The sequence below is a fragment of the Chachezhania sediminis genome (assembly GCF_009765275.1).
Lineage (GTDB): Bacteria > Pseudomonadota > Alphaproteobacteria > Rhodobacterales > Rhodobacteraceae > Chachezhania > Chachezhania sediminis.
This window is the reverse complement of the sequence record NZ_VOPH01000003.1, coordinates 1-21,372: the sequence shown is the minus strand read 5'-3', so window position 1 is coordinate 21,372 and position 21,372 is coordinate 1. Positions and strand designations below refer to the sequence as shown.

Annotated in this window: 21 protein-coding genes and 1 tRNA gene; 7 read left to right on the top strand and 15 right to left on the bottom strand. The window is 62.6% G+C overall.

From position 1 onward, the window contains the following. Positions 1-183: 183 nt before the first annotated feature. A complete protein-coding gene (locus FQK05_RS09445; protein WP_158966104.1) occupies positions 184-456 on the bottom strand; it encodes a hypothetical protein in 273 nt (90 codons plus the stop codon). Next, entirely contained in the window at positions 456-1,901 is a 1,446-nt protein-coding gene (gene pyk / locus FQK05_RS09440) for a pyruvate kinase (protein WP_158966102.1), read from the bottom strand. The genes FQK05_RS09445 and pyk overlap by 1 nt, the downstream gene beginning before the upstream one ends. A 255-nt stretch (positions 1,902-2,156) precedes the next feature. Here pyk and FQK05_RS09435 point away from each other — a divergent pair, with 255 nt between their 5' ends. Further along, positions 2,157-2,489 carry a DUF1244 domain-containing protein gene (locus tag FQK05_RS09435; RefSeq protein WP_233270446.1) on the top strand — a complete coding sequence of 111 codons (333 nt, stop codon included), beginning with the start codon at positions 2,157-2,159 and terminating at the stop codon, positions 2,487-2,489. A gap of 12 nt (positions 2,490-2,501) precedes the next feature. Here FQK05_RS09435 and FQK05_RS09430 read toward each other — a convergent pair whose 3' ends face one another. From FQK05_RS09430 to dgcN, 5 genes are all read right to left on the bottom strand, one after another. Continuing rightward, positions 2,502-3,458: an alpha/beta fold hydrolase gene (locus FQK05_RS09430; protein WP_158966100.1), complete on the bottom strand. Its 957-nt coding sequence runs from the start codon at positions 3,456-3,458 to the stop codon at positions 2,502-2,504. 86 nt (positions 3,459-3,544) lie between these two features. Then, positions 3,545-4,807 (bottom strand): NupC/NupG family nucleoside CNT transporter, encoded by a 1,263-nt coding sequence (locus FQK05_RS09425; protein WP_199252626.1) that lies wholly within the window; start codon positions 4,805-4,807, stop codon positions 3,545-3,547. Positions 4,808-4,950: 143 nt separating this feature from the next. Next, positions 4,951-5,811 carry a D-amino-acid transaminase gene (locus tag FQK05_RS09420; protein ID WP_199252662.1) on the bottom strand — a complete coding sequence of 287 codons (861 nt, stop codon included), beginning with the start codon at positions 5,809-5,811 and terminating at the stop codon, positions 4,951-4,953. A gap of 11 nt (positions 5,812-5,822) precedes the next feature. After that, positions 5,823-6,791: an N-acetyl-D-Glu racemase DgcA gene (gene dgcA / locus FQK05_RS09415; protein ID WP_158966096.1), complete on the bottom strand. Its 969-nt coding sequence runs from the start codon at positions 6,789-6,791 to the stop codon at positions 5,823-5,825. 76 nt (positions 6,792-6,867) lie between these two features. After that, entirely contained in the window at positions 6,868-7,869 is a 1,002-nt protein-coding gene (gene dgcN, locus FQK05_RS09410) for an N-acetyltransferase DgcN (protein ID WP_158966095.1), read from the bottom strand. Between the two features lie 405 nt (positions 7,870-8,274). Between dgcN and FQK05_RS09405 the strand changes: the two genes are divergently transcribed. After that, the gene (locus tag FQK05_RS09405) at positions 8,275-9,234 is read left to right on the top strand and encodes an L-malyl-CoA/beta-methylmalyl-CoA lyase (RefSeq protein WP_158966093.1); all 960 of its coding nucleotides are present in this window, start codon (positions 8,275-8,277) and stop codon (positions 9,232-9,234) included. A 17-nt stretch (positions 9,235-9,251) separates the two neighbouring features. Here FQK05_RS09405 and FQK05_RS09400 read toward each other — a convergent pair whose 3' ends face one another. The 4 genes from FQK05_RS09400 to FQK05_RS09385 form a co-directional block, all read right to left on the bottom strand. Beyond that, positions 9,252-9,527, bottom strand: a complete 276-nt coding sequence (locus FQK05_RS09400; RefSeq protein ID WP_158966091.1) for a hypothetical protein — start codon at positions 9,525-9,527, stop codon at positions 9,252-9,254. After that, positions 9,527-10,126 (bottom strand): DUF2953 domain-containing protein, encoded by a 600-nt coding sequence (locus FQK05_RS09395; RefSeq protein ID WP_158966089.1) that lies wholly within the window; start codon positions 10,124-10,126, stop codon positions 9,527-9,529. Before FQK05_RS09395 ends, FQK05_RS09400 begins: the two co-directional genes overlap by 1 nt. Positions 10,127-10,159: 33 nt before the next feature. Next, positions 10,160-10,531, bottom strand: coding sequence for a GerW family sporulation protein (locus FQK05_RS09390; RefSeq protein ID WP_158966087.1), 372 nt, complete (start codon positions 10,529-10,531; stop codon positions 10,160-10,162). 1,128 nt (positions 10,532-11,659) lie between these two features. Next, positions 11,660-12,112 carry an Lrp/AsnC family transcriptional regulator gene (locus FQK05_RS09385; protein WP_158966085.1) on the bottom strand — a complete coding sequence of 151 codons (453 nt, stop codon included), beginning with the start codon at positions 12,110-12,112 and terminating at the stop codon, positions 11,660-11,662. Between the two features lie 99 nt (positions 12,113-12,211). On the opposite strand from FQK05_RS09385, the gene FQK05_RS09380 reads away from it, so the two are divergent. Both FQK05_RS09380 and FQK05_RS09375 read left to right on the top strand, forming a co-directional pair. Then, positions 12,212-12,808 (top strand): LysE family translocator, encoded by a 597-nt coding sequence (locus FQK05_RS09380; protein ID WP_158966083.1) that lies wholly within the window; start codon positions 12,212-12,214, stop codon positions 12,806-12,808. 115 nt (positions 12,809-12,923) lie between these two features. Continuing rightward, complete coding sequence (locus FQK05_RS09375) at positions 12,924-13,886, top strand: acetyl-CoA carboxylase carboxyltransferase subunit alpha (protein WP_158966081.1); 963 nt, start codon at positions 12,924-12,926, stop codon at positions 13,884-13,886. A 124-nt stretch (positions 13,887-14,010) separates the two neighbouring features. On the opposite strand, the gene FQK05_RS09370 is transcribed toward FQK05_RS09375, so the two are convergent. Continuing rightward, on the bottom strand, positions 14,011-14,730 hold the full coding sequence (locus tag FQK05_RS09370) for a GntR family transcriptional regulator (RefSeq protein ID WP_158966079.1): 720 nt from the start codon (positions 14,728-14,730) through the stop codon (positions 14,011-14,013). Then, positions 14,720-15,409, bottom strand: coding sequence for a M48 family metallopeptidase (locus tag FQK05_RS09365; RefSeq protein WP_158966077.1), 690 nt, complete (start codon positions 15,407-15,409; stop codon positions 14,720-14,722). The genes FQK05_RS09370 and FQK05_RS09365 overlap by 11 nt, the downstream gene beginning before the upstream one ends. A 109-nt stretch (positions 15,410-15,518) precedes the next feature. Between FQK05_RS09365 and FQK05_RS09360 the strand changes: the two genes are divergently transcribed. From FQK05_RS09360 to FQK05_RS09350, 3 genes are all read left to right on the top strand, one after another. Then, a complete protein-coding gene (locus FQK05_RS09360) occupies positions 15,519-15,842 on the top strand; it encodes a TIGR02300 family protein (protein ID WP_158966075.1) in 324 nt (107 codons plus the stop codon). 335 nt (positions 15,843-16,177) lie between these two features. Beyond that, positions 16,178-16,253 (top strand) — tRNA-Ala (locus FQK05_RS09355). Between the two features lie 168 nt (positions 16,254-16,421). Beyond that, on the top strand, positions 16,422-16,961 hold the full coding sequence (locus tag FQK05_RS09350) for an AAA family ATPase (protein ID WP_158966073.1): 540 nt from the start codon (positions 16,422-16,424) through the stop codon (positions 16,959-16,961). 852 nt (positions 16,962-17,813) lie between these two features. Here the strand turns inward: FQK05_RS09350 and FQK05_RS09345 are convergent. After that, entirely contained in the window at positions 17,814-20,978 is a 3,165-nt protein-coding gene (locus FQK05_RS09345; RefSeq protein ID WP_158966071.1) for a metallophosphoesterase, read from the bottom strand. A 128-nt stretch (positions 20,979-21,106) separates the two neighbouring features. Continuing rightward, positions 21,107-21,372: hypothetical protein (locus FQK05_RS26035; protein WP_233270504.1), on the bottom strand; the 266-nt coding region annotated here is incomplete at its 5' end.

Sequence of the window (21,372 nt, the reverse complement as noted above, 5' to 3'; positions counted from 1 at the left end):
TGTTAGACAAGACTGCGCGCAAGCGCAAGCCCCATTCCCCCACCCCCCGCTAATCCGGTGCGCGCATCGCTCCCGGTCCGGGACCGACGGATCCGGCGGGGATGGGCAGGAGAGCCCGGATCCGGGGCATCAGCGACGGTCCGGCAACGCCGGAAGTCATCCCCCCGGCCCTTTTGGGGCGCCCTAGGAGAACAGGGGGGCGATCACCTGAAAGAAGATCTCGGGTATCTCCTGCAGACGATAGCCACCCGGCGTCCGCACCCAGGCGGACCCGATCAGCAGCAGCCCCGCGATCCCGAGGACGCGCGAGGCCCAGGGCTTGCGGCCGTCGACCAGTGCCGCCAGCAGCGACGGCAGGTAGAGGCACATGAAGAACAGGCCAAGGATCAGCGCGACGTCCGGCCGAAGCGGGACCAGGCCCGCCAGGCTTTGCAACCAGTTACTTCCTGTCTCCATCAACCGGGGTCCGTACTGTAGATCAGGCGTTCGTCACAGGGCGCCACCCGCAGGATATTCGTGGTGCCCGACATGTTGAAGGGCACGCCCGCGGTTACCACGATCTGGTCCTCGGGCCCGGCGAAACCGCCGGCCCGCGCCGCGCGCACAGCGTTCACGACCGCCTGCTTGAAGCGCGACAGTTCGGCCGTCATCACGCAATAGCAGCCCCAGCTCAGCGCCAGCTGCCGCGCGGTGCTGCGCAGATTGGTCATGGCCAGGATCGGCACGCCGGGCCGTTCCCTCGCCGTCATCAGCGCCGTGGTCCCGGTCTGGGTGAAGCAGCAGATCGCCTTGATGTCCGTCGTCTCGGCGATCTCGCGCGCGGCGGCGACGATGGCATCGGCCACTCCGCCCTGCCGCTCCCCGCGAGACGCTCGGATGATCTGGCGATAGTTCGGATCCGCCTCGACCTCGGTCGCGACCTTGTCCATCGTCTTCACCGCATCCACCGGGTACTTGCCCGCCGCCGATTCGGCGCTGAGCATGATGGCATCGGTGCCTTCGTAGATCGCCGTCGCCACGTCCGACACCTCGGCCCGGGTCGGCATCGGGCTTTCGATCATGCTTTCCAGCATCTGCGTCGCAACGATCACGGGCTTGGCCGCCGCCCGGCACAGGCGCACCAGCCGCTTCTGGATCGGCGGCACCGCCTGCACCGGCAGTTCCACGCCCAGATCGCCGCGGGCGACCATGATGCCGTCCGACACCTCCAGGATCTCGGCAAAGTGTTCTACCGCGGCCGGCTTCTCGATCTTCGACAGGATGGCGGCGCGGCCATCGGCCAGTTCGCGGGCCTCGATCACGTCCTCGGGGCGCTGCACGAAGCTGAGCGCCAGCCAGTCCACCCCCAGGCGGCAGACGAATTCCAGATCCGCCCGGTCCTTTTCCGACAGCGCGGCCAGCGGCAGGACCACATCGGGTACGTTCACGCCCTTGCGGTTGGAAATCGTGCCGCCCGCGATCACCTTGCAATCGGCGAAATCGGCGCCGCACTTGTCGACCTTCACCCGGATCTTGCCGTCATTGACCAGAAGGGTCGCCCCGGGCTTCAGCGCGGCAAAGATTTCCGGGTGCGGCAGGCAGACCCGGGTCGCATCGCCCGGCGCCTCGTCCAGATCGAACCGGAAATGCGCATCGATCTCCAGCTCCTCTGCGCCGTTCGCGAAGACGCCGACCCGCAGCTTCGGGCCCTGAAGATCCGCCAGGATGGCGATCGGGCGTTCCAGGTCGCGTTCGACCTCTCGGATGATGCGGTGCTTCTCGCGGATCTCGTCATGGGATCCGTGGCTCATGTTCAGGCGGAACACGTCGGCGCCTGCCACATGCAGCGCCCGCACCATGTCATAGGTTTCCGAAGAAGGCCCCAGCGTGGCCACGATCTTGACGTTTCGGTTGCGGCGCATCGCGCTTGTCCTTTCGTCGCTTCCCGCCGCCCGGCCCCGCCGGCACGGCGCGCGAAGGCCCGACGGCCCCGCGTTCGTTCGGGTTATCCCAGAACCAAGGTTAATCGACAATTGCCACCGGGCCGCGGCGTCGAATTCGCGCGGCGCTGTGGGCGTTATGGCGCGGCCGGCTTTCCGATCCGGGCCGGGGCGCCTATGTTCGAAGCAAATTCCGGTCCGCCGTTCCGGGCCGGCCCGCAGACAAGGAGAGTCAGCATGGCCCATATGTCCGACACCGACCCGACCGAAATCGAACTGCAGGCCGCCGCCTTCCGTCGGCTGCGTCAGCACCTGATGGAAGACCGCACCGACGTCCAGAACATCGACCTGATGAACATGGCCGGATTCTGCCGCAACTGCCTGTCCCGCTGGTACAAGGAAGCTGCCGAGGAACGCGGCATCGCGATGGAGGAAAAGGACGCGCGCGAACTGTTCTACGGCATGACCATGGCGGAGTGGAAAGCCAACTACCAGACCGACGCGTCTCCGGCCCAGAAGGTGGCGTTCAAGACCGCCTTTGCCGAGAACGTCACAGCCAGGAAGGACTGACAGACAGGGCCGTCAGGACGCCTTTGCTGCCATGCGCCGGATGAAACCGGCACATTCGGCTGGCGCCGTGATGTTGATCATATGCCCCCGGCCCGGCAGTGCCTCGTAGCTCAGGCCGTATTGTACCATGCCTTCGCCGTGGTGGCCGGGCGAGAGCAACGCGTCATCGGCCCCGAAGAGGATCCCGCCCGGCACCTTCAGAGCGCCGGCATAGCGGGCTTCCTGCGCGGCGCTGGTATCCCGGGCCCACACGTAATCGGCGGACGAGGCGATGAAGCTTTCCGGCCGCATCCCCAGCATTCCCCCGGCGCGGATCACGAAATCCTCGGGCCAGGGTTCGGGGGCGAAAACGCCGTTCAGCGTCTCGACCCCGGTCTTTGCGGCGATGGGCACGGCCACGGTATGGGCCAGCATCCGGCGCAAGGCAGGAGAACTGATGTCCAGGCCCTTGAACGTCTCGATATCCGTCTTTTCCTGTCGGGTCAGCGGGCAGATGAGGGCCATGGCTTTCACCAGATCGGGCCGGTCCAGCGCCATCGCCAGGGTCACCATTCCGCCCAGCGAGTGGCCGACGACCGTGGCCGCCTTCACCCCCAGCCCGTCCATCGCCTCGGCAATCATGCGGGCCTGCTCGCGCGGGGCGGCCAGGTCGTCGCTGGCGCGCTCGGAATAGCCACAACCGGGTCGGTCGACCATGATCAGGCGGAAATCGTCCTGCAGCAGGTCGGCGATGCCGTAGGTGAAATGCTGCAGGTAGCCGCCCAGCCCGTGGATGCACAACAGCACCGGCGCATCCCGCGGGCCCCGGTCGACATAGTGGATGGCCCCGCCCCGGACCTTCACGATCTGCCCGGCCCGTGGCACGGCCTGTTCCGCGGCCCTGGCCATCTTGCGGGTCTTCACAACCTGCCAGGTGACGACAGCGGCCACCAGCAGCAGGTTCACAAGAAGAATAAGCGCAAAGGTCATCGTCACCACATTCCATCGCCAAGGGTCTTTCCGACCTTAACGCGCCCCCACGGTCACGCAATGGGCCCGCCCGGCCCCCGGTCCCGTCACGGCGCCGACAGCGCACCGATCACCGCACCGGTCATCATCGTGGCCAGCGTGCCCGATACCAGGCTTTTCAGCCCCAGTTCCACGATCTCGGCCCGGCGTTCGGGCACGATGGCCGACATCCCGCCGATCATGATGCCGACGGAGCCGAAATTGGCGAAGCCCGACAGCGCATAGGTCACGATCAGCCGCGACCGCGGGGAAAGCGTCGTGTCCTGCCCGAGGTCGAGATAGGCCACCAGTTCATTCACCGCGGTCTTGATGCCCAGAAGGCTGCCGGCCGTCCCGGCCTCGGCCCAGGGGACGCCGATCAGCCAGGCGACGGGTGCAAAGACCCAGCCGAAGATCTTGCCCAGGGACAGCTGCCAGCTGCCTGAAGCCATGCCCAGAAGCTGGTCGACCAGTGTCAGCAGCGCCACGAAGACGATCAGCGTGGACACCACCCCCACCAGCAGCAGCACACCCGTCTGCGTGCCCCGCGTCAGCGCGTCGATGGAACTGGTGGGGGCATCTTCGGGCGGCTCCTCCGGCAGCTTTTCCAGATCCAGCGGGGTTGTCGGTATCATCAGCTGTGCCAGCATCAGCGCCGCCGGAGCCGAGATGACGGAAGCCACGATCATGTGCCCCGCCGCATCCGGTACGACGCCGTTCAGGAACGAGGCATAAAGCACCAGCACCGTGCCGGCGATGGTCGCCAGCCCCACGGTCATCACGGCAAAAAGCGCGCCCCGGTCCATCACCCGTAGATAGGGGCGGATGAACAGCGGCGCCTCGATCATGCCCAAGAAGATATTGGCGGCCGCGGCCGTGGCCAGCGGGCCGGACACGCCCATCGAATGCTGCAGCAGCCGGGCGAAGGCCCTGACAATCCGTTGCAGGATGCCCCAGTAGAACAGCAGGCTGGTCAGGGCGGACACGACCAGCATCAGCGGAAAGGCCTGGAACGCCGGCAGGAAGGCATGGGCGGGGCTGGTCACGTCGAAGGGCGTGGGCCCGCCGCCCAGATAGCCGAAGACCAGTTGCACGCCCCTGCCCGTCGCCGCCTGCAGCGCATCGACACCTCGGCTGACATAGGCAAAGCCGGCACGGATGGCCGGCACATTCAGCATCAGCGCAGCTATGGCCAGCTGCAGCGCCAGGCCCACACCCACGATCCGCGCGGCATGTTTCAGGTCCAGCGGTTTCGACCGGTCCCGCACGGCCCAGGCGAACAGCGGAATGGCAATCAGACCGATGACGGACTGGAGCTGGACAGGGATCATCGGCAACCTCCTCAACGACGGACGGGACCGCATCGTCCGACACGGTCCCGCCTCTTTTCCCTTATCCGGATCGTTGCCCCAAGGCTTTTCGAAAAGCCCCAGTCACGCCGTTCAAAACGTCTTTCGGCGCCGGAAGGTCCCCGTCAGATGGCGACCTTCATGCTTTCTTCCAGATAGATCTCGCGCAGGCGCTTGGCCACCGGCCCCGGTTTGCCGTCGCCCAGTGCCACGCCGTCCACTTCCACAACCGGCATCACGAAGGCCGAGGCCGAGGTGATGAAGGCCTCGTCCGCTTCCTTGGCTTCGTCGATGGTGAACAGCCGCTCCTCGATGGTCATCTGCGCTTCCTTGGCAAAGCGCAGCACGGCCGCCCGGGTGATCCCGTGCAGGATGTCGCTCGACGTCGGCCGGGTCACGATGGTCCCGCCCTTCACGATATAGGCGTTGTTCGACGTGCCTTCGGTCACGAACCCGTCCTCGACCAGCCACGCGTCGTCGACGCCCGCGGCTTTGGCCATCATCTTGCCCATCGACGGATAGAGAAGCTGAACGGTCTTGATGTCCCGCCGTGCCCAGCGCTGATCTTCGATCGAGATCACCTTCCAGCCGGTCTTGGCCGCCGGCGCATCCGCCAGGCCCGGCTTCGACTGGGTGAACAGCACCAGCGTCGGCGGCACCTTCTCCGGATCCGGGAACACGAAGTCGCGGTCGCCGGCGGACCCGCGGGTCACCTGCAGATAGACCATGCCATCGACGATCTCGTTCTTCGCCACCAGCTCGCGGTGGATCTCCAGCAGCTCGTCCCGGGTCACCGGGTTCGCCATGTCGAGCTCTTTCAGCGACCGTTCCAGACGGGCATAGTGGCCGTCGAAGTCCAGCAGCTTGCCGTCCAGCACGCTGGTCACCTCGTAGACCCCGTCGGCCATCAGGAAACCGCGGTCGAAGATGGAAATCTTGGCCTCGGTCTCCGGCAGATACTCTCCGTTCACGTAAACGGTACGCATGGGCATGTCTCCTATCCCCAAAGGGCGGGTTCGGGCGGATAAACGCCCTTCTCGTCATATTTCAGGGGCATGGCGCGATCTTCGGCCAGCAGCAGCGGCCCGTCCAGATCGACGATCTGGGCGCCCTGCGCCACCAGCACCGCCGGCGCCATCGCCAGCGAGGATCCGACCATGCAGCCGACCATGATGCCGAAACCTTCGGCCACGGCCGCATCGCGCAACGCCAGCGCCTCGGTCAGGCCGCCGGTCTTGTCCAGCTTGATGTTCACCACGTCGTACTTGCCGATCAGGTTCGGCAGATCGGCCCGGTCGTGGCAGCTTTCGTCGGCACAGACCGGCACCGGCCGGTCGATCCCGATCAGGGCCGCATCGTCGCCCGCGGGCAGCGGCTGTTCCACCAGCGCCACGCCCAGCCGCACCAGGTGCGGCGCCAGATCGGCATAGACCTCGGCCGACCAGCCCTCGTTCGCATCCACGATGATCTTCGATTTCGGCGCGCCCGCCCGGACCGCTTCCAGCCGGGGCATGTCGTCGGGCGTGCCCAGCTTGATCTTCAGCAGCGGGCGATGGGCGTTCTTCGCGGCCTCGGCCTTCATCTCGTCGGCCGAAAGAAGGGAAATCGTGTAGGCCGTGATCTCCGGTCCCGGCGCCGCCGGCAGACCGGCCAGCTGCCAGGCCGGTTTCCCGGCCGTCTTGGCCTCCAGGTCCCACAGCGCACAGTCGACGGCATTCCGCGCGGCGCCCGCCGGCAGCAGGTCATAAAGGTCGGCGCGCGTGAAGCTTTCCGGCAGGCCTTCGATCTCGGCCGTCACCGATTCCAGCGTCTCGTCATAACGGGCATAGGGCACGCATTCTCCCCGGCCCGTCACGCCGTCCTTCTCCAGCGCCACGGTCAGCACCTTGGCTTCGGTACGCGACCCGCGGCTGATCGAGAAGACCTGCGCCAGCCGGAACACATCCCGCGTTACGGTGCGTTTCATGGCCATCCCCTTCTTCTTCTTTTCCGAAATACTCCCGCCGGAGGCATCCGCCGGGAGCGTCGCATGACCGGCCCGCTCAGAGAGCGGCCAGCGCGTCCACCAGCGGTGCAGTGCCCGTGCGCAGCGGGTCGACCGCGGGCAGGCCCAGCCGGTCCTCGGTCGCCTTCAGATAGGCCAGCGCCTCGTCCTCGGCCATGCTGTAGGTGTTGATCGCATAGCCCACGACCTGACAGGCCGGGTTCGCGACCTGCGCCAGATGCAGCGCGGTGTCACGGACAGCTTCCAGCGTCGGCAACTGATATCCCGGCAGGCCGCGCATGTGCGGACGGGTCGGCTCGTGGCAGACCACCAGCGCGTCGGGCTGCCCGCCATGGATCAGCGCCAGCGTCACGCCGGAATAGGACACGTGGAACAGGCTGCCCTGCCCTTCGATGATGTCCCAGTGATCCGGATCGTTGTCCGGAGTCAGGTATTCGATCGATCCTGCCATGAAGTCGGCGATCACGGCATCCAGCGGCACACCGTCGCCGGTGATCAGGATGCCGGTCTGGCCGGTCGCCCGGAACGAGCTTTTCATGCCGCGCTTGCGCATTTCTTCGTCCACCGCCAGCGCAGTGTACATCTTGCCGACGGAACAGTCGGTGCCCACGGCCAGCATCCGCTTGCCGGTGCGCTTGACGCCATTGGCGATCGGGTACTGGACCGACGGGATCCGCACGTCGTGCAGCATCCGGCCATTGGCCTTGGCGGCCATCACCAGGTCGGGTTCGTTGCGCAGCAGGTTGTGCAGGCCCGACGCCAGGTCGAAGCCTTCGGCCAGCGCCTGGATCAGGACTTCCTTCCAGGCCTGCGAAATAACGCCGCCGCGGTTCGCCACGCCGATCACCAGCGTCTTGGCACCGGCGGCCTTGGCCTCGGCCAGGGTCATGTCGGTCAGGCCGACGGTCGCCTTGCACTCGGGCAGGCGGAACTGGCCGACGGCGTTTTCAGGGCGCCAGTCGCGGATGCCTTGCGCAACCTTGGCGGCAAGCTGGTCCGGCGCGTCGCCCAGGAACAGCAGGTATGGCGTTTCGATCATGTGTCAGACTCCCCGGGTTTGGCCCATGTGATCGTACTCTACTGCGCGATCCCGGTCATGCCAGTCGGTTTCGAGTCGATAGTGTCCGGCCGGGTATTCCACGACATGTCCTGCCCCCGCAATGGCAATTTTTCCGCGTGTTTCCGCGACGTTGTGGCACCCCGGTTTTCGAACTGCCCAAATTTCGGTCAGCACCCGCGCAGCCCATTGATAATTTGATCAAAAACCGCCCGCAGGGAATCGCCACTCGGGAAAGCTCCGACAAAAGGCCAAACCGATAGCAGGTATGCTGCAGGTGCAATATCGGCTTGCGCGGCGGGCGGCGCAATTTTATAGCCGTTGACCAAGAGAATTGAGAAATATCCTTACTCAACCCTGTCGCCAGAACCAAAGGGGAACCGACCCATGAGCTTCCGCGTCCAGCCTGCCGCCCCGTCCCGCCCGAACCGCTGCCAGCTTTTCGGCCCGGGCTCGCGCCCACAGATCTTCGAGAAGATGGCTGCCAGCGCCGCCGACGTGATTAATCTGGATCTGGAAGATGCCGTCGCTCCCGACGACAAGCCCGCCGCGCGCGAAAACATCATCAAGGCGATTTCCGACATCGACTGGGGCAACAAGACCCTTTCGGTGCGCATCAATGGCCTGGATACGCCCTACTGGTATCGCGACGTGGTCGACCTGGTGGAACAGGCGGGCGAGCGTCTGGACATGATCATGATCCCCAAGGTGGGCTGTGCCGGCGACATCTATGCCGTGGACGCGCTGATTTCGGCGATCGAGATGGCGAAGGGCCGGACCAAAAAGATCATGCTGGAAGTGATCATCGAAACCGCCGCCGGCATCGCCCATGTTGAAGAGATTGCCGCAGCCTCGCCCCGCCTGACGGCGATGTCGCTTGGGGCCGCCGATTTCGCGGCGTCGATGGGGATGCAGACCACCGGCATCGGCGGAACGCAGGAAAACTATTACATGATCCGCGAAGGTCAGAAGTACTGGTCGGATCCGTGGCACTGGGCCCAGACCGCCATCGTCGCGGCCTGCCGGACCCATGGGCTGCTGCCGGTCGACGGGCCCTTCGGCGACTTTTCCGACCCGGACGGCTTCAAGGCGCAGGCGCTGCGGTCGGCCACGCTGGGCATGGTCGGCAAATGGGCGATCCACCCCAACCAGGTGGCCCTGGCGAACGAGGTCTTCACGCCCTCCGAAGCCGCCGTGACCGAAGCGCGCGAGATCCTGGCCGCGATGGAAGAGGCCAAGAAGTCGGGCACCGGGGCTGCCGTCTACAAGGGTCGGCTGGTCGATCTCGCCTCGATCCGTCAGGCCGAGGTGATCGTTCGCCAATCCGAGATGATCTCGGCCGCGTAAGGCGTCCGCCCGCCGGTCTAGGCTTCGGCCGATGCGCGCAGCCGCGCCTCGGCCCCCGGGCACAGTTTTTCGACCTCGTCCCGATCCATCGGATCGCCGGACGGGGTCAGGGCTTGAAACCTTTCCCCCACCAAAACCAGAACCGCCACGGGGTGTTTTTCGGCCACGCCGCCGATGCCGTCCTGTTCGGTCTTCCATACGCCGCGCATGACGCGGGACAGGGTCGCCACCCGCCCACCGGGAAATGGCACGGCCCTGTCCATGAACAGGCGCATGTCGCCATCGCGGGGCATCACTTGCGCCCCTTCCATTGCAGCACGATGCCGAAACGGATCAGCGGGATCAGGACAGAGATGGGGCGCACGCGCAGATCGGCCTCGATCTCGCCCTCGATGACGGGTCCGTCGAAATCGGGGCGGATCAGGATCGCAACGTTGGGAATGACCCGCAGGCTTTGCGTAACGGCCATGGACTTGCCGTAGAATTCGCCGGTCGTGGCCGGGTCGCCCAGGCCTACGGTCGCATCCAGGCGCAGCAGGTCGAAATGGATGTGCCGCAGGATCCGGACGATGCAGCGCCACCCTTCACGCAGCAGGACGGACCGGCGCATGTCGGTGTTCCCGGCCACGTGATCCTGCGCCCGGGCTGCTGCGTCCTGGACCCAGGCGGGCGGCTCCTGATCTTCGGGGCGGTCGATCGGGGCGAGCTTGATTTCCGGGATGAGCCCGTTCAGCGGCGCGACCGTCGCACGGAAAAATGGGCCGGTGTCCCGTCCGGCGCCGGCCACACAACGAAATCGCACCGGCAGGACCAGTGCGATTGCCAGCGCCAGAATGACCAGGCCGATCAGGACCTGGACCACATCCAGCGCGATTTCGAACCCTTCCGGCATCGCGCGCCCTGTGCTGGATCACCCCGTGCCGGATCAGTCCTTGGACGGCTCGTCCAGCTGTTCCGGTTCCTTGGACTTCGACCCCTTCCGGTCCAGCGCCTTGGCGGCGAAACCCACCAGCAGCTCGGCAACCGTGGTCGTCGTGTTCTTGATCGATTCGACCCGGGCGTCGCCGTTCGCGTCGATGATCACGGCGCCCACCGGACGGATACCGCCACCGGCACCCGCGCCTGCCCCCCCGGTCGAGGTCGGGCCTGCCGCAACCCCGAAGCCGAAGCCGAAGCTGACCATCGGGATGACAGTGCCCTTTTCATTGGTGATCGGGTCGCCCAGCACGTTCCGGGCATTCAGGAGCTTGTCCAGCTCGACGACGGTGCCTTCCAGAAGCTTGTCGATTTCACTCACGATTCGTACTCCCAACTTGTCATGTCGCGCCCTGCGATATTCGCTGCGCCTGAAGACGGAAACGCCCGGGGCGCCGGTTCGTTCCCGATTCCCCGCAAGCTTACCCGGCTTCGTTCGGCTTTGGCCCCCGAATTTGGCCGCTGAAAAGGACACCGGAAACGGAAACGGAGCCGACCGGAAGGGAAACCACCACGAGGTCCCTTCGGTACGGCTCCGTTCGTCCGGGTGCGTTCCGGTTCGGCCGGACACGGCACCGGACCCGCTTCAGGGCCCCCCAGCCCCGGGTCCGGTATCGCTTGACGTCCGGCGCGTCCCGGGACGTGCCATCCGATGACAGGGTCCGCCACTCCCGGCGACTGTCCTGTCCACGCGACCGGACCCACCAGGCCCCTAGCCCATCCCGAACGCGTGCCTTTCCTTACAGGTCGCGCCACTCCCCGGGCGACTTCCCCTGCCGATCCATCCGGGCCCACCGGGCACCCCTGCCCATACCGTCCGGCCGTCCTTTCGTGTGCAGGATCCGCCACGCCCCCGCGACTTTTCCTGCCAGTCGTCCAGGTCCACCGGGCACCCCTGCCCATCCCGAACGACCGTCTTCCAGTTCAGGACCGGCCACTCCCCGGCCTTGTGTCCTGTCGTTCTGTCCGCCGGGCCCACCGGGCACCCCTACCCCTCCCGGGCGGACAGTCTTCTTTTTTGCAGGTCCGGCCGCCCCCAGCGTCTTTCCTGCCGATCCGCCCGGGCCACCAGGCCCCCCGGCCATCCCGAACGAACTTCCTTGTCCGCTGGCCTCTCGGTCAGCCCCCTCCCGCCGGACGCTGGCATCGCCCCCCCCGGACCTTGCCACCACCGCCCCGCAGGTCACCCGACCGGTCCCTGATACGCACCCACCGCGCCTTTGACGGAACCGCCGGAAACCAGCCTGGATTTTCGGGAAGATGCCGGCTTTGCCGGCGACGAAGGACGTTTCGTCCTTCTCACGCGAACCCCTTACACTCCCACCTCGTCATCACAGGAACAGATGTACCCGAATCGCCCGGGCGATTCTTTGATCTGAATCATGCCACCCAGATGCATCGAAACAATGCCCCGCCAAACGCCGACGCGCGCGACCCTTCGGCCCCCCCTTCAGGCCCGCTGATCCTTGGGCGAGGCCAGGACGACATAGGTTGTCAGGGCCGAGACCTGGGGCAGTGTGCCCAACACGTCGGTGTGGAATTTCTTGTAGGCGGCCAGGTCCGCGCATTCGATCCGCAGCAGGTATTCGATGGTGCCGGTGATGTTGTGGCATTCGATCACCTCGGGCACCGCCTGCAGGGCCTGTTCGAACCGCTCCTGGCTTTGCTTGGAATGTTCGTTCAGGCCGACGCCGATATAGGCCGCGAAGCCCCGCCCCAGCGCGGCGCCGTTCAGCACCGCGCGATAGCCGTCGATCACGCCCGACCGCTCAAGCTCCTGCACGCGCCGCAGGCAGGCCGAGGGCGACAGCCCGACACGTTCGGCCAGCTCCAGGTTGCTGATCCGGGCATTGCGCTGAAGCTCCTGCAATATCCGGTCGTTGATTGCATCGATCTTCGTCATTTGTTGCAAACTTTGCCGATCCATTCGAAGGAATGCAATTTCATTTGGACGGATGGGCGTCATGCTTTGCTCTCTGCACCCTCTTCAAGGTCGCCCCTCATGACGCCCGATCTGCTTGTTGCCCTTGTCGTCTTCGCCTTCGTGTCTTCGATCACGCCGGGCCCGAACAACCTGATGCTGATGGCCTCGGGCGCGAATTTCGGCCTGCGCCGGACGGTGCCGCACATGCTGGGCGTCTGCCTGGGCTTCGTCTTCATGGTATCCCTGGTCGGGGCCGGACTGGTGCAGGTCTTCGACCTTGTGCCCTTCAGCTACCTGGCGCTGAAGGGCGGCAGCGTCGTCTATCTTCTGTGGCTGGCTTGGAAGATCGCCCATGCCGGACCGGCCAAGGGGGCCGAGGCCGGTGGCCGCCCGATGACCTTCCTGCAAGCCGCGGCCTTTCAGTGGGTGAACCCCAAGGCCTGGGCCATGGCCTTGACCGCGATCACAGCCTACGCGCCCGACCGCAGCCTTCTGGCCGTGGCCATCGTGGCCCTGGTCTTCGGGGCGGTGAACCTGCCGTCCGTCACCAGCTGGGCGATGCTGGGCCAGCAGATGGCGCGCGTCCTGACCAGCCCCGCGCGACTGGCGATCTTCAACTGGACCATGGCCGGGCTTCTGGTCCTGTCGCTTTACCCCGTGATCTGGCCGCACTGACCCCGCGCTGGAATCGCGTTCGCGGGCAGGCGGGATGTGACGGCCCACGTCCGGCCCAGTTGCATCCGCCCGCCCGCCCGCCATATACGGTGGCGAACCGCAAGCGAGAGCCCTGATGACCCAGTACCTGGATTTCGAGAAACCGCTGGCCGAAATCGAAGGCAAGGCAGAGGAACTGCGTGCCCTGGCCCGCAACAGTGCCGAGATGGACGTGGGCGACGAGGCCGCGGCGCTGGACACCAAGGCCGCGACGCTGCTGGACGATCTTTACAAGAACCTGACGCCCTGGCGGAAATGCCAGGTGGCGCGCCATCCCGAACGCCCGCATTGCCGCGATTACATCGACGCGCTGTTCCAGGAATTCACGCCGCTGGCCGGCGACCGGAACTTTGCCGACGACATGGCGGTGATGGGGGGCCTTGCCCGTTTCAACGATCAGCCGGTCATGGTGATCGGGCACGAAAAGGGCAACGACACCAAGTCGCGCATCGAACGCAATTTCGGCATGGCGCGGCCCGAAGGCTATCGCAAGGCGATCCGCCTGATGGAGATGGCCGGCCGCTTCGGTCTGCCGGTGATCACCATCGTCGACACGCCCGGCGCCTATCCCGGCAAAGGCGCCGAAGAACGCGGCCAGTCCGAAGCCATCGCGCGGTCGACCGAAACCTGCCTGCGGATCCCGGTACCCCTGGTCAGCGTGGTCGTGGGCGAAGGCGGGTCCGGCGGCGCCGTCGCATTCGCCACCGCAAACAAGGTCGCGATGCTGGAACACTCCGTCTATTCGGTCATCAGCCCGGAGGGCTGTGCCTCGATCCTGTGGAAGGATGCCGAGAAGATGCGCGAAGCGGCCGAGGCGCTGCGCCTGACCGCGCAGGACCTGATGAAGCTGGGCGTGATCGACCGCATCGTGGCCGAACCCCGCGGCGGCGCGCACCGTGACGCACCGGCAGCCATCGCATCCGTCGGCAAGGCGCTGGAAGCGATGCTGGAGCCTCTGATGGCGCTGGACGGACCGGCCCTAGTGGCCGAACGGCGCAAGAAATACCTGACCATGGGCAACCAGCGCCTGACCGCCTGACTGCATCCGGGCCGGATGGCCCGGATACGACCGGCCCGGGCGACCGATAACCTTCGTGCTTTCCCGGCAGATCTCCCGCCGAAGCAGAGGACCGCTGGGCGCTTGAAGCCCTGCGCCCGTCCCCTTACCCCGCCAGCATCCGCAAGCCCTGGGTCACGTCCGACCGGACCGCCAGCCGCAGGCCCGGTTCGTCCCCGGCCCGCAGCGCGGCCAGAATCGTGCGGTGGAAGATCGGCGGTTCGGTCCGGCCCAGTTTGCCGTAAAGCGCGCGCATCGTCGGCCCGAGTTGCAGCCACACGGTTTCCGCCATGGCCAGCATCGCCGGCGCCTGCGCGCGCAGGTAGAGCGCGCGGTGGAATTCCATGTTCGACCGCAGATAGGCCACCGGATCGCGGTTCGCGACCGCCTCGCCAATGGCATTGTTGATCGTCGCCATCCGGTCGATCAGCGCGATATGCGCCCGCGGCAACGCCCGGCTGGCCAGCTCGACCTCGATCAGCGCGCGCAGGGCCGCCAGTTCCTCGATCCGGTCGTTGCCCAGCTCTGGCGTCGAGATCCGGCCCGAACTCGACAGGGTCAGTGCGCCTTCGGCGTTCAACCGCCGTACGGCCTCTCGCGCCGGGGTCATGGATACGCCGTATTCCTTGCCGATCCCCCGCAGCGTCAGCGCAGCGCCCGGCTCCAGCTCGCCATGCATGATCCTGGTGCGCAGGCTGCGATAGACACGGTCATGGGCCACCGTCGCCGTATCGGCGGAACGCGGCGGCTGCACCGGTTCTGCCGGGCGGGGAACGGCGCGTTCCGGAAGGGGCAGGCCCTTGGCGCCCCGGTCGTCATTCCGCATCGAAGCGATACCTGTGCAGATCGTTGCCCTTGGTCCGAAGCCAGCCCCGGGCCGAATCGTAAGGGCCATAGATATCCTCGACATTGGCCCAGAAGGCGGACGAGTGGTTCATCTCGGCCAGGTGGGCGACTTCATGGGCCGCGACATAGTCCAGGATATGCGGCGGCGCCATCACCAGCCGCCAGGAAAACATCAGCCCGCCATGGGACGAACAGGACCCCCAGCGCGACCGCGTGTCCCTGAGCGTGATGCGCGTGTAGCGCCGACCCAGCGCATCGGAATAATGGTCCGACGCCTCGGCCAGCCGTTCGCGGGCCAGCGTCTTCAGCCAGGACTTCAGCCGCGCGCCCGGCGCATCGGCCGGCACCTCGACCCGGTCGTCGTGCAGCACCACACGGCGGCCCGGAACCGGCACCACAAGGCGCATCACCCCATCGACGGGCACCCGTGCGCCGGCATCCACCACCACGTCCGAACCGCGCTGCGCCAGATGGTCCCTGATCCAGTCCGCCTTGGCCCGGGCAAAGTCCAGCGCTTCGGCCTCGCTGACGCCGCGGGGCAGTGTCAGGGTCACCCGCCCATCCAGCCGCGAGACGCGCAGGATGATTCGTCGGGCGCGCGCCGAACGCCTTAGCGTCAGCGGCACCGGCGGGGATCCGGCCAGGCGATGGTCGGCCATTCTGGGGGTCGCGCTCCATTCGGGGCCCAAAGGCTTTGACAGTTCTGATGTCATATGGCAGGAGCCCGGAATCGTCGATAGCGCCCAGCCATATCTCGAGAGGAACCACATGCCCAAGGAAGAATGGGGTGTCAAACGCGTCTGCCCGACCACCGGTCGCCGCTTCTATGACCTGAACCGCAACCCGGTCGTCAGCCCCTATACGGGCGAAGTCGTGGAAATCGACGCAGACAAGACCCGCATGATCGCCGCCGACAACGAGGACGCGGCAACCCTGCGCGCCAAGGCCAGCCAGATGGAAGACGACCAGACCATCGATGACGATGACGATATCGATGTCGATCTGGGCGACGACGTCCTGGACGACGACGATTCGGACGACAACGTCTCGCTTGACGAAATCGCCGATGTCGGCGGAGACGACGACGACTGATCGTCACCGGTCCGGGCCAGGGGACGCGACGTCGCGCCTCCTGGCCCGGACCCTGACCACCGGGCGCCCCGGCCGGCCGCCAGACGGCCGGCCATGGGCCGCGGCGGTCCCCTTGCTCCCCCCCTTTCCCTCCGAACGCCGACGGGCCCGCCACGGGCGCTGTACCGCACTGTGCGTCGCCCTGCGGTGCGTGCGGCCATGCCTGCAATGACCGGCAGGTCCGCCCCGGGCAGCACGAAACCCGGCCGCCGGCGCATCGCCAAAGAACCCGCACGCCGGTCCATTTTTCCGCTTGAACTCCCCCGGCCGTTTCCATAGATCACCCTCTACGGTTCGGGGCCTTAGCTCAGCTGGGAGAGCGCTTGCATGGCATGCAAGAGGTCAGGGGTTCGATCCCCCTAGGCTCCACCACCGTTTCATTGAAAAGCACCAGATAGTTCTGCCTTTCTCGTCAGAGGATTTGCCTCTGCCGCGCAGACGGATGTTGTTTTCCCTACAAAAATCCGTGCTGCCTCGATCCGCGCCGATGGCGTGTTGATCCGGTCGCAGCCCTTCCCCTGCCAAAACCGAGGGTGGCCCATGAGCGACCATTTCTTGGTCGTGACGGGCGGCCCCGGTGCGGGCAAGACCAGCCTGATCACCGAGCTTGCCCACCGCGGCTTTCACACGATCCCCGAATCCGGCCGCGCGATCATTCGCGAGGAGACGCAGAGCGGCGGAGACGCCCTCCCCTGGGCGGACCGCATGACCTATGCCGAGCGGATGCTGGAACATGACCTGCGCGCCTACAGCGCCGCACAGGCGCTCCCAGGCCCCGTGATCTTCGACCGCGGCATCCCCGACATAATGGGCTACCTGACCCTTTGCGGCCTCCCTGTGCCGCCCCACATCGCCGCAGCGGCCAAGGCAGCGAGCTACAACGCCCGCGTCTTTCTAGCGCCGTTCTGGAACGAGATCTTCACACAGGACACCGAACGCAAGCAGACCCGCGCTGAAGCCGAAGCGACCTGCGCCGTCATGCGCGAGACCTACACCGCCCTCGGATACCAAATCACGGAGCTGCCGCGCGCCGACATTGCAACACGCGCCAACTTTGTCTGTGCGCAACTGGCAAATTGACCGCCATCTCTAGATGCCGTGGCGAAACTGCTGAAGTAGACAAACTGCATGGTCCCTCCGGCCTCCCGCTACCTGACACTCACGGCCCTGACCGGACATTCAAGCTGCCCTTGGACATGACCGGTTCCAGCTAAAAGCAGCCATTAGGCGATGGTGCAGTACACAAACGGTCCCGTCACAGCGTCGAAATTTGAGGCAGATGTGAATGCAAACGGTACACTACTTCACAAGTAAGTTGACATTCATAGCATCAGAAATCTCGCAGGATAACACAGATCTTTGACTCTCGAAGTCACTAAGACATGATAGACTGACGAATTAGACGTGCAGATGAATTTAATCTGACGCATCACAGAGTACAGTCCTGAGCGAAGACACTGTCATAGATCTGCTACGCCAAGACTGACGCTCGGACCTTCAGTGGTGAGGAGCCGCGAACAGATGATGCCGGCCAGTTCGCAGCACTGTTGGCCGACAACTCTCATCCTGTGTTGGAACTTTCACCGCCGTTAATCGTTACTTTACTAGTACCTGACACTCTTGATGGAAGCGAAGGTGAGATCAAGATGCGAACTCAATTTCGAATACTCAAAACCGACCCTGGGTCCAGACATCCGCTGAAGAAGAGACGCCATGTAAAGCCGGTGGTTCACCCAGGTCTAAAAAGGCATAAACTAGCAACTGCCAGTCTCGGCAAGGATATTGATCCGACAAAATCGAAGGGCATTAGCAGACCTAGTTAGGTTTGGCCGTTGCGACCTTTAGGTCTTGGAGGTTGCGATGCACCTAGAACGATGAGAGATCTGGGTGATTCGAATAGTCGCTGCCTCGACAAACAATTTGATCCAGATCCTAAGAATCACTACGCTCACTGTCCTTAAATGCCCGAGGATTGCGGAGCTTTTCCAAAGCTAGCCTTTTGTCAATTTGATCAACGTTGAGTTGCCTGCGGATGTTTCTTTCCTTGTTTAGACCATCAATGATCAATTTTTGATGCTTTCTCTCTGAATCGCTGGTCCTATAGCTCACGTACTTTTCTTTCAGCGCCGAAAGGCTGGCTATTTGCAAGGTTGGCACTTCAGAGTTGGCAATTGACATCACGACAAAATTGCAATTGTCTCGAGAGGGGATGTCCATCAAGAGACTTCTGATTATGTAATTGTGAAACTCATTTTTGCTGTCAGAAACCCGTGATAGAGCCAACCCAAGCTGCTGTGTCCCCATCAAATCGGACGCCATCGTCGCAACCGAGGCATTGGAATTGATCCTAAAATCTCTTTTAGATTTCTCGACATCATGCCCCGCCAATGGGTTGATATAAAGGATACCTCCTTCTGAGTAGGCTAAGTTAGTTGAAATCTTCTCTCGTTTGACGGCCAAGCTCTGAGCGAATAATTCTAGCGCAGACAACGCGCAACGCAAGTGTCTCACCTTATCTGGCCCAGCAACATTCGACGAGTTTCTCAGTAGTTGCAGATACACCCTAATAGAGATGAGCCACCTAGCTTCAATTTCTTTTATGGTACTCCTGGCATGGACGCCCCGGGAGCGCGGGGAAGAATGCAGGTCCGAAGATCGCGAAATATCTTTATCCGCCTCACTCGGTACCTGCTTGGCAATCTCGTCAATCTTGCTTTCTAGGAGCGGGGCGTCATCCTCTGTTGGAGACACCATTTTCTGCCACTCCAACGCGAAGTCGATACCATTTTCAGAGTATTGCCTGACTATTACCTCACCGAGTTCTCTTACATATTGCTCCGTTGCATCAAGGAGGCTGGAGTTATCCACGCCTTCAAGCTCTCCGAAGTAAACGATCTCATTGTTGTGGGAGAAGAAACAGTCGCCACTTGTTATCTTTTCAAAAAGATCATGGTTTCTAACCATTTCCTTCGCGACGAAGTAGCTAAACATCGCATTTGCGCGAAATGTTATCCGATCTCCGATGGATAGAAGGATCCCCTTTTCAAAGCACTCGTCCAGAATATCATCCGGTACTTCTAGAAGCATTTCCTCTGTGTATCCGCCGATCACCTCATTCATCTCGATCAACGACAACTCGGTCTTTTCCCGTACGACCATTTGGCCAGCAATAAATGAAAGTAAATTTGATTTATCTGAGGAGTTGAATTCGCCAACGGCAATATCATCGAGCGTGTACCTTCCTAGCAGGCATTCAATGTATCTATCCAGAAGGCGGACGCGATTAATTGGCTTGTAGTTCGGCAATTGCTTCAAAGTGTCAATTAGTATGGACGCTGTCGTGGCGTAGATAGGCTCGTCCATCGCCTTGAAACTTATGATGGCGTTGTTCAACAGATTTTCTTTTGTGGTCTCTTCTTCTTTTGGAGACTTCCTGTCGATCAGATCCTTAATTTCTCCTGCCGACAATTGGCATATCTCAAATATTGTATCTTCGTTCGGATCAAGCTGGACTCGCCCGGCGCCGTCCTGGAAGCTTGTTCTTCGATCCAAAGTGCAGAAAATGGCTGCGCGGCAGTGACTAAAATGATCTGAAAGTGTTTGGCGAATAGCGGAAATCGTAGACACGTCGTGTATCGAAACGCTGTCGAATAGGAAGAATGCCGATCCCGATTCCGCGACACACTTAGCCTCAGTTCTCGTGAGTCGGCTAACGAATCCTCGTTGGACCTCCCTGAGCAAAGTTGCCTTGTTGATGCTCGACAGATCTTCGATGTTCATGTAGATTGGAATAGCTCGATACTTGTGGATATTCTTGGCGATGTGCTGGAATGCAATTTGCGATGACGTGGTTAGTCCCGAGTCTTTTGGTCCCACAAAAAATGCTGTGGTTTCAATTCTATCCAGACAGCTCATTATTGCTGTTTTGGGGCCCGCTTCTCGGGCTCCCTCTTTAAAGGCTACGCGCGAGAAGTTTGCGATCACAGGATTGGAGCCAGTGTCAATTCGCGCAGAATACGCTGTAGACATTGTAGCTTGAATTGCGGTGCTGTCTATCTTTTCAGAAATAGACTCTAGAAGGGAGTTAATGTTTGTTGACTTCTCTTGCACCCAGTAATCTCTGTCGCTGCTTCGCGGATAGTACACGCCGCCATCGGCGATATCGTTCCCATCGAGGAAGGTATCTCGGGGCGGGGAATACGTTCGGTGCTGAATTCGAACGGCTCTACTATCTCTATCTATGGAGACGAGGCTATATCCATTTAATCCGAAGCTCCAATTGGCCATTGCCGCGGTGGCTTCGATGAATATACAGCTTCCTTGCGAGGCTTGCACAGAGGACGAGGTTGGATCGTGTTCATGCCCAGATAGAACGAAGTCAATTTTTTTTAGGATCGCGTCGTTCAAGTATCTTTTTGATTCTTGATCCAGCCATGACAAAGGGTGGTGCATCATCATAATGCTCAACCTATCGCTAGGGAGCGCCGCTAGTTGCAAGTCCAGTGATCTTTGGTTTATTGAAAGATTGCCTCGGTCTGAGTGTCCGCGCTCGCGGCTGAATGATGACCAAGTGGTGTTCAAAGAAAGAATTGAGAAGTCCACGCCATTGAACGCAGACGTATAATAACAGTTGGTGGAGAAGTCGCTTAGCGCTTCTTGCGTTAAGAAGTAGTTGTCCAAAGGGCATTCATCCGGAAAGGGTGATATGAGGTCAGGAAATGAAATCTTGTCCTCAGATTTCCTTTTCGCCCGATCAACTAAGGCTTCGCTCGTTTTAGTTCGATCAACATCGTGGTTGCCTGGACACATAAGCAGGCCGCTGTAGCCATTTAGTTTCAAAAGAAGTTTTTCGGATAGGCGCTGAAACTGATCTAGGCTACCGCTGAATGTAAGGTCACCACTGAAGCAGATGTACGCAGGTGTCTTGGCAAGCGTTTCATTCACATCCACCAACAGTTTCTCGATCCGGCGATCATCCTCCGCTGTTCCGGAGTAGTGAAGATCAGACAGGTGAAGTAGGTGAATATGTGACAATGTGAGCTCACAGTCGGTTGTTCTTGTAGCATATACGCAGAGCGTTTGTTCCCGTCTTGTCAAGAGGAGTATTTCCTCTCTGCTTGGTTTCGGCCTCTCGCTCCTGCTTTTGGAGTATGTCTGGCTGCCGCAGTTTCTCAATGCCCACCCTTTGGGGCTCCATAGTAGCGCTGCCTGGTGTGTACTCCTCGTCATGGTTCAATCGTCGTCTGGTCAGGTAGTTTGAGTTGCGCACAGCGGCCATCCGTGCAGACCGCGGCGAACTTCCGGAATCCGCCGATTCTGTGGAAAAACACTCGTTCGCTGCGCAGAATATCGATCACTGAAAGGCGCGCGAGCGCCTTTCCTGTCAGGCGTTCCGGGATTGCTGCGGTGCAGGAAGGACCTTGGCCAGTTTGCGGAGGTTCTGAGCGGTTGCGGCGAGGAGAAATTCGTCGTTTGCGCCGTGCGGGCCACG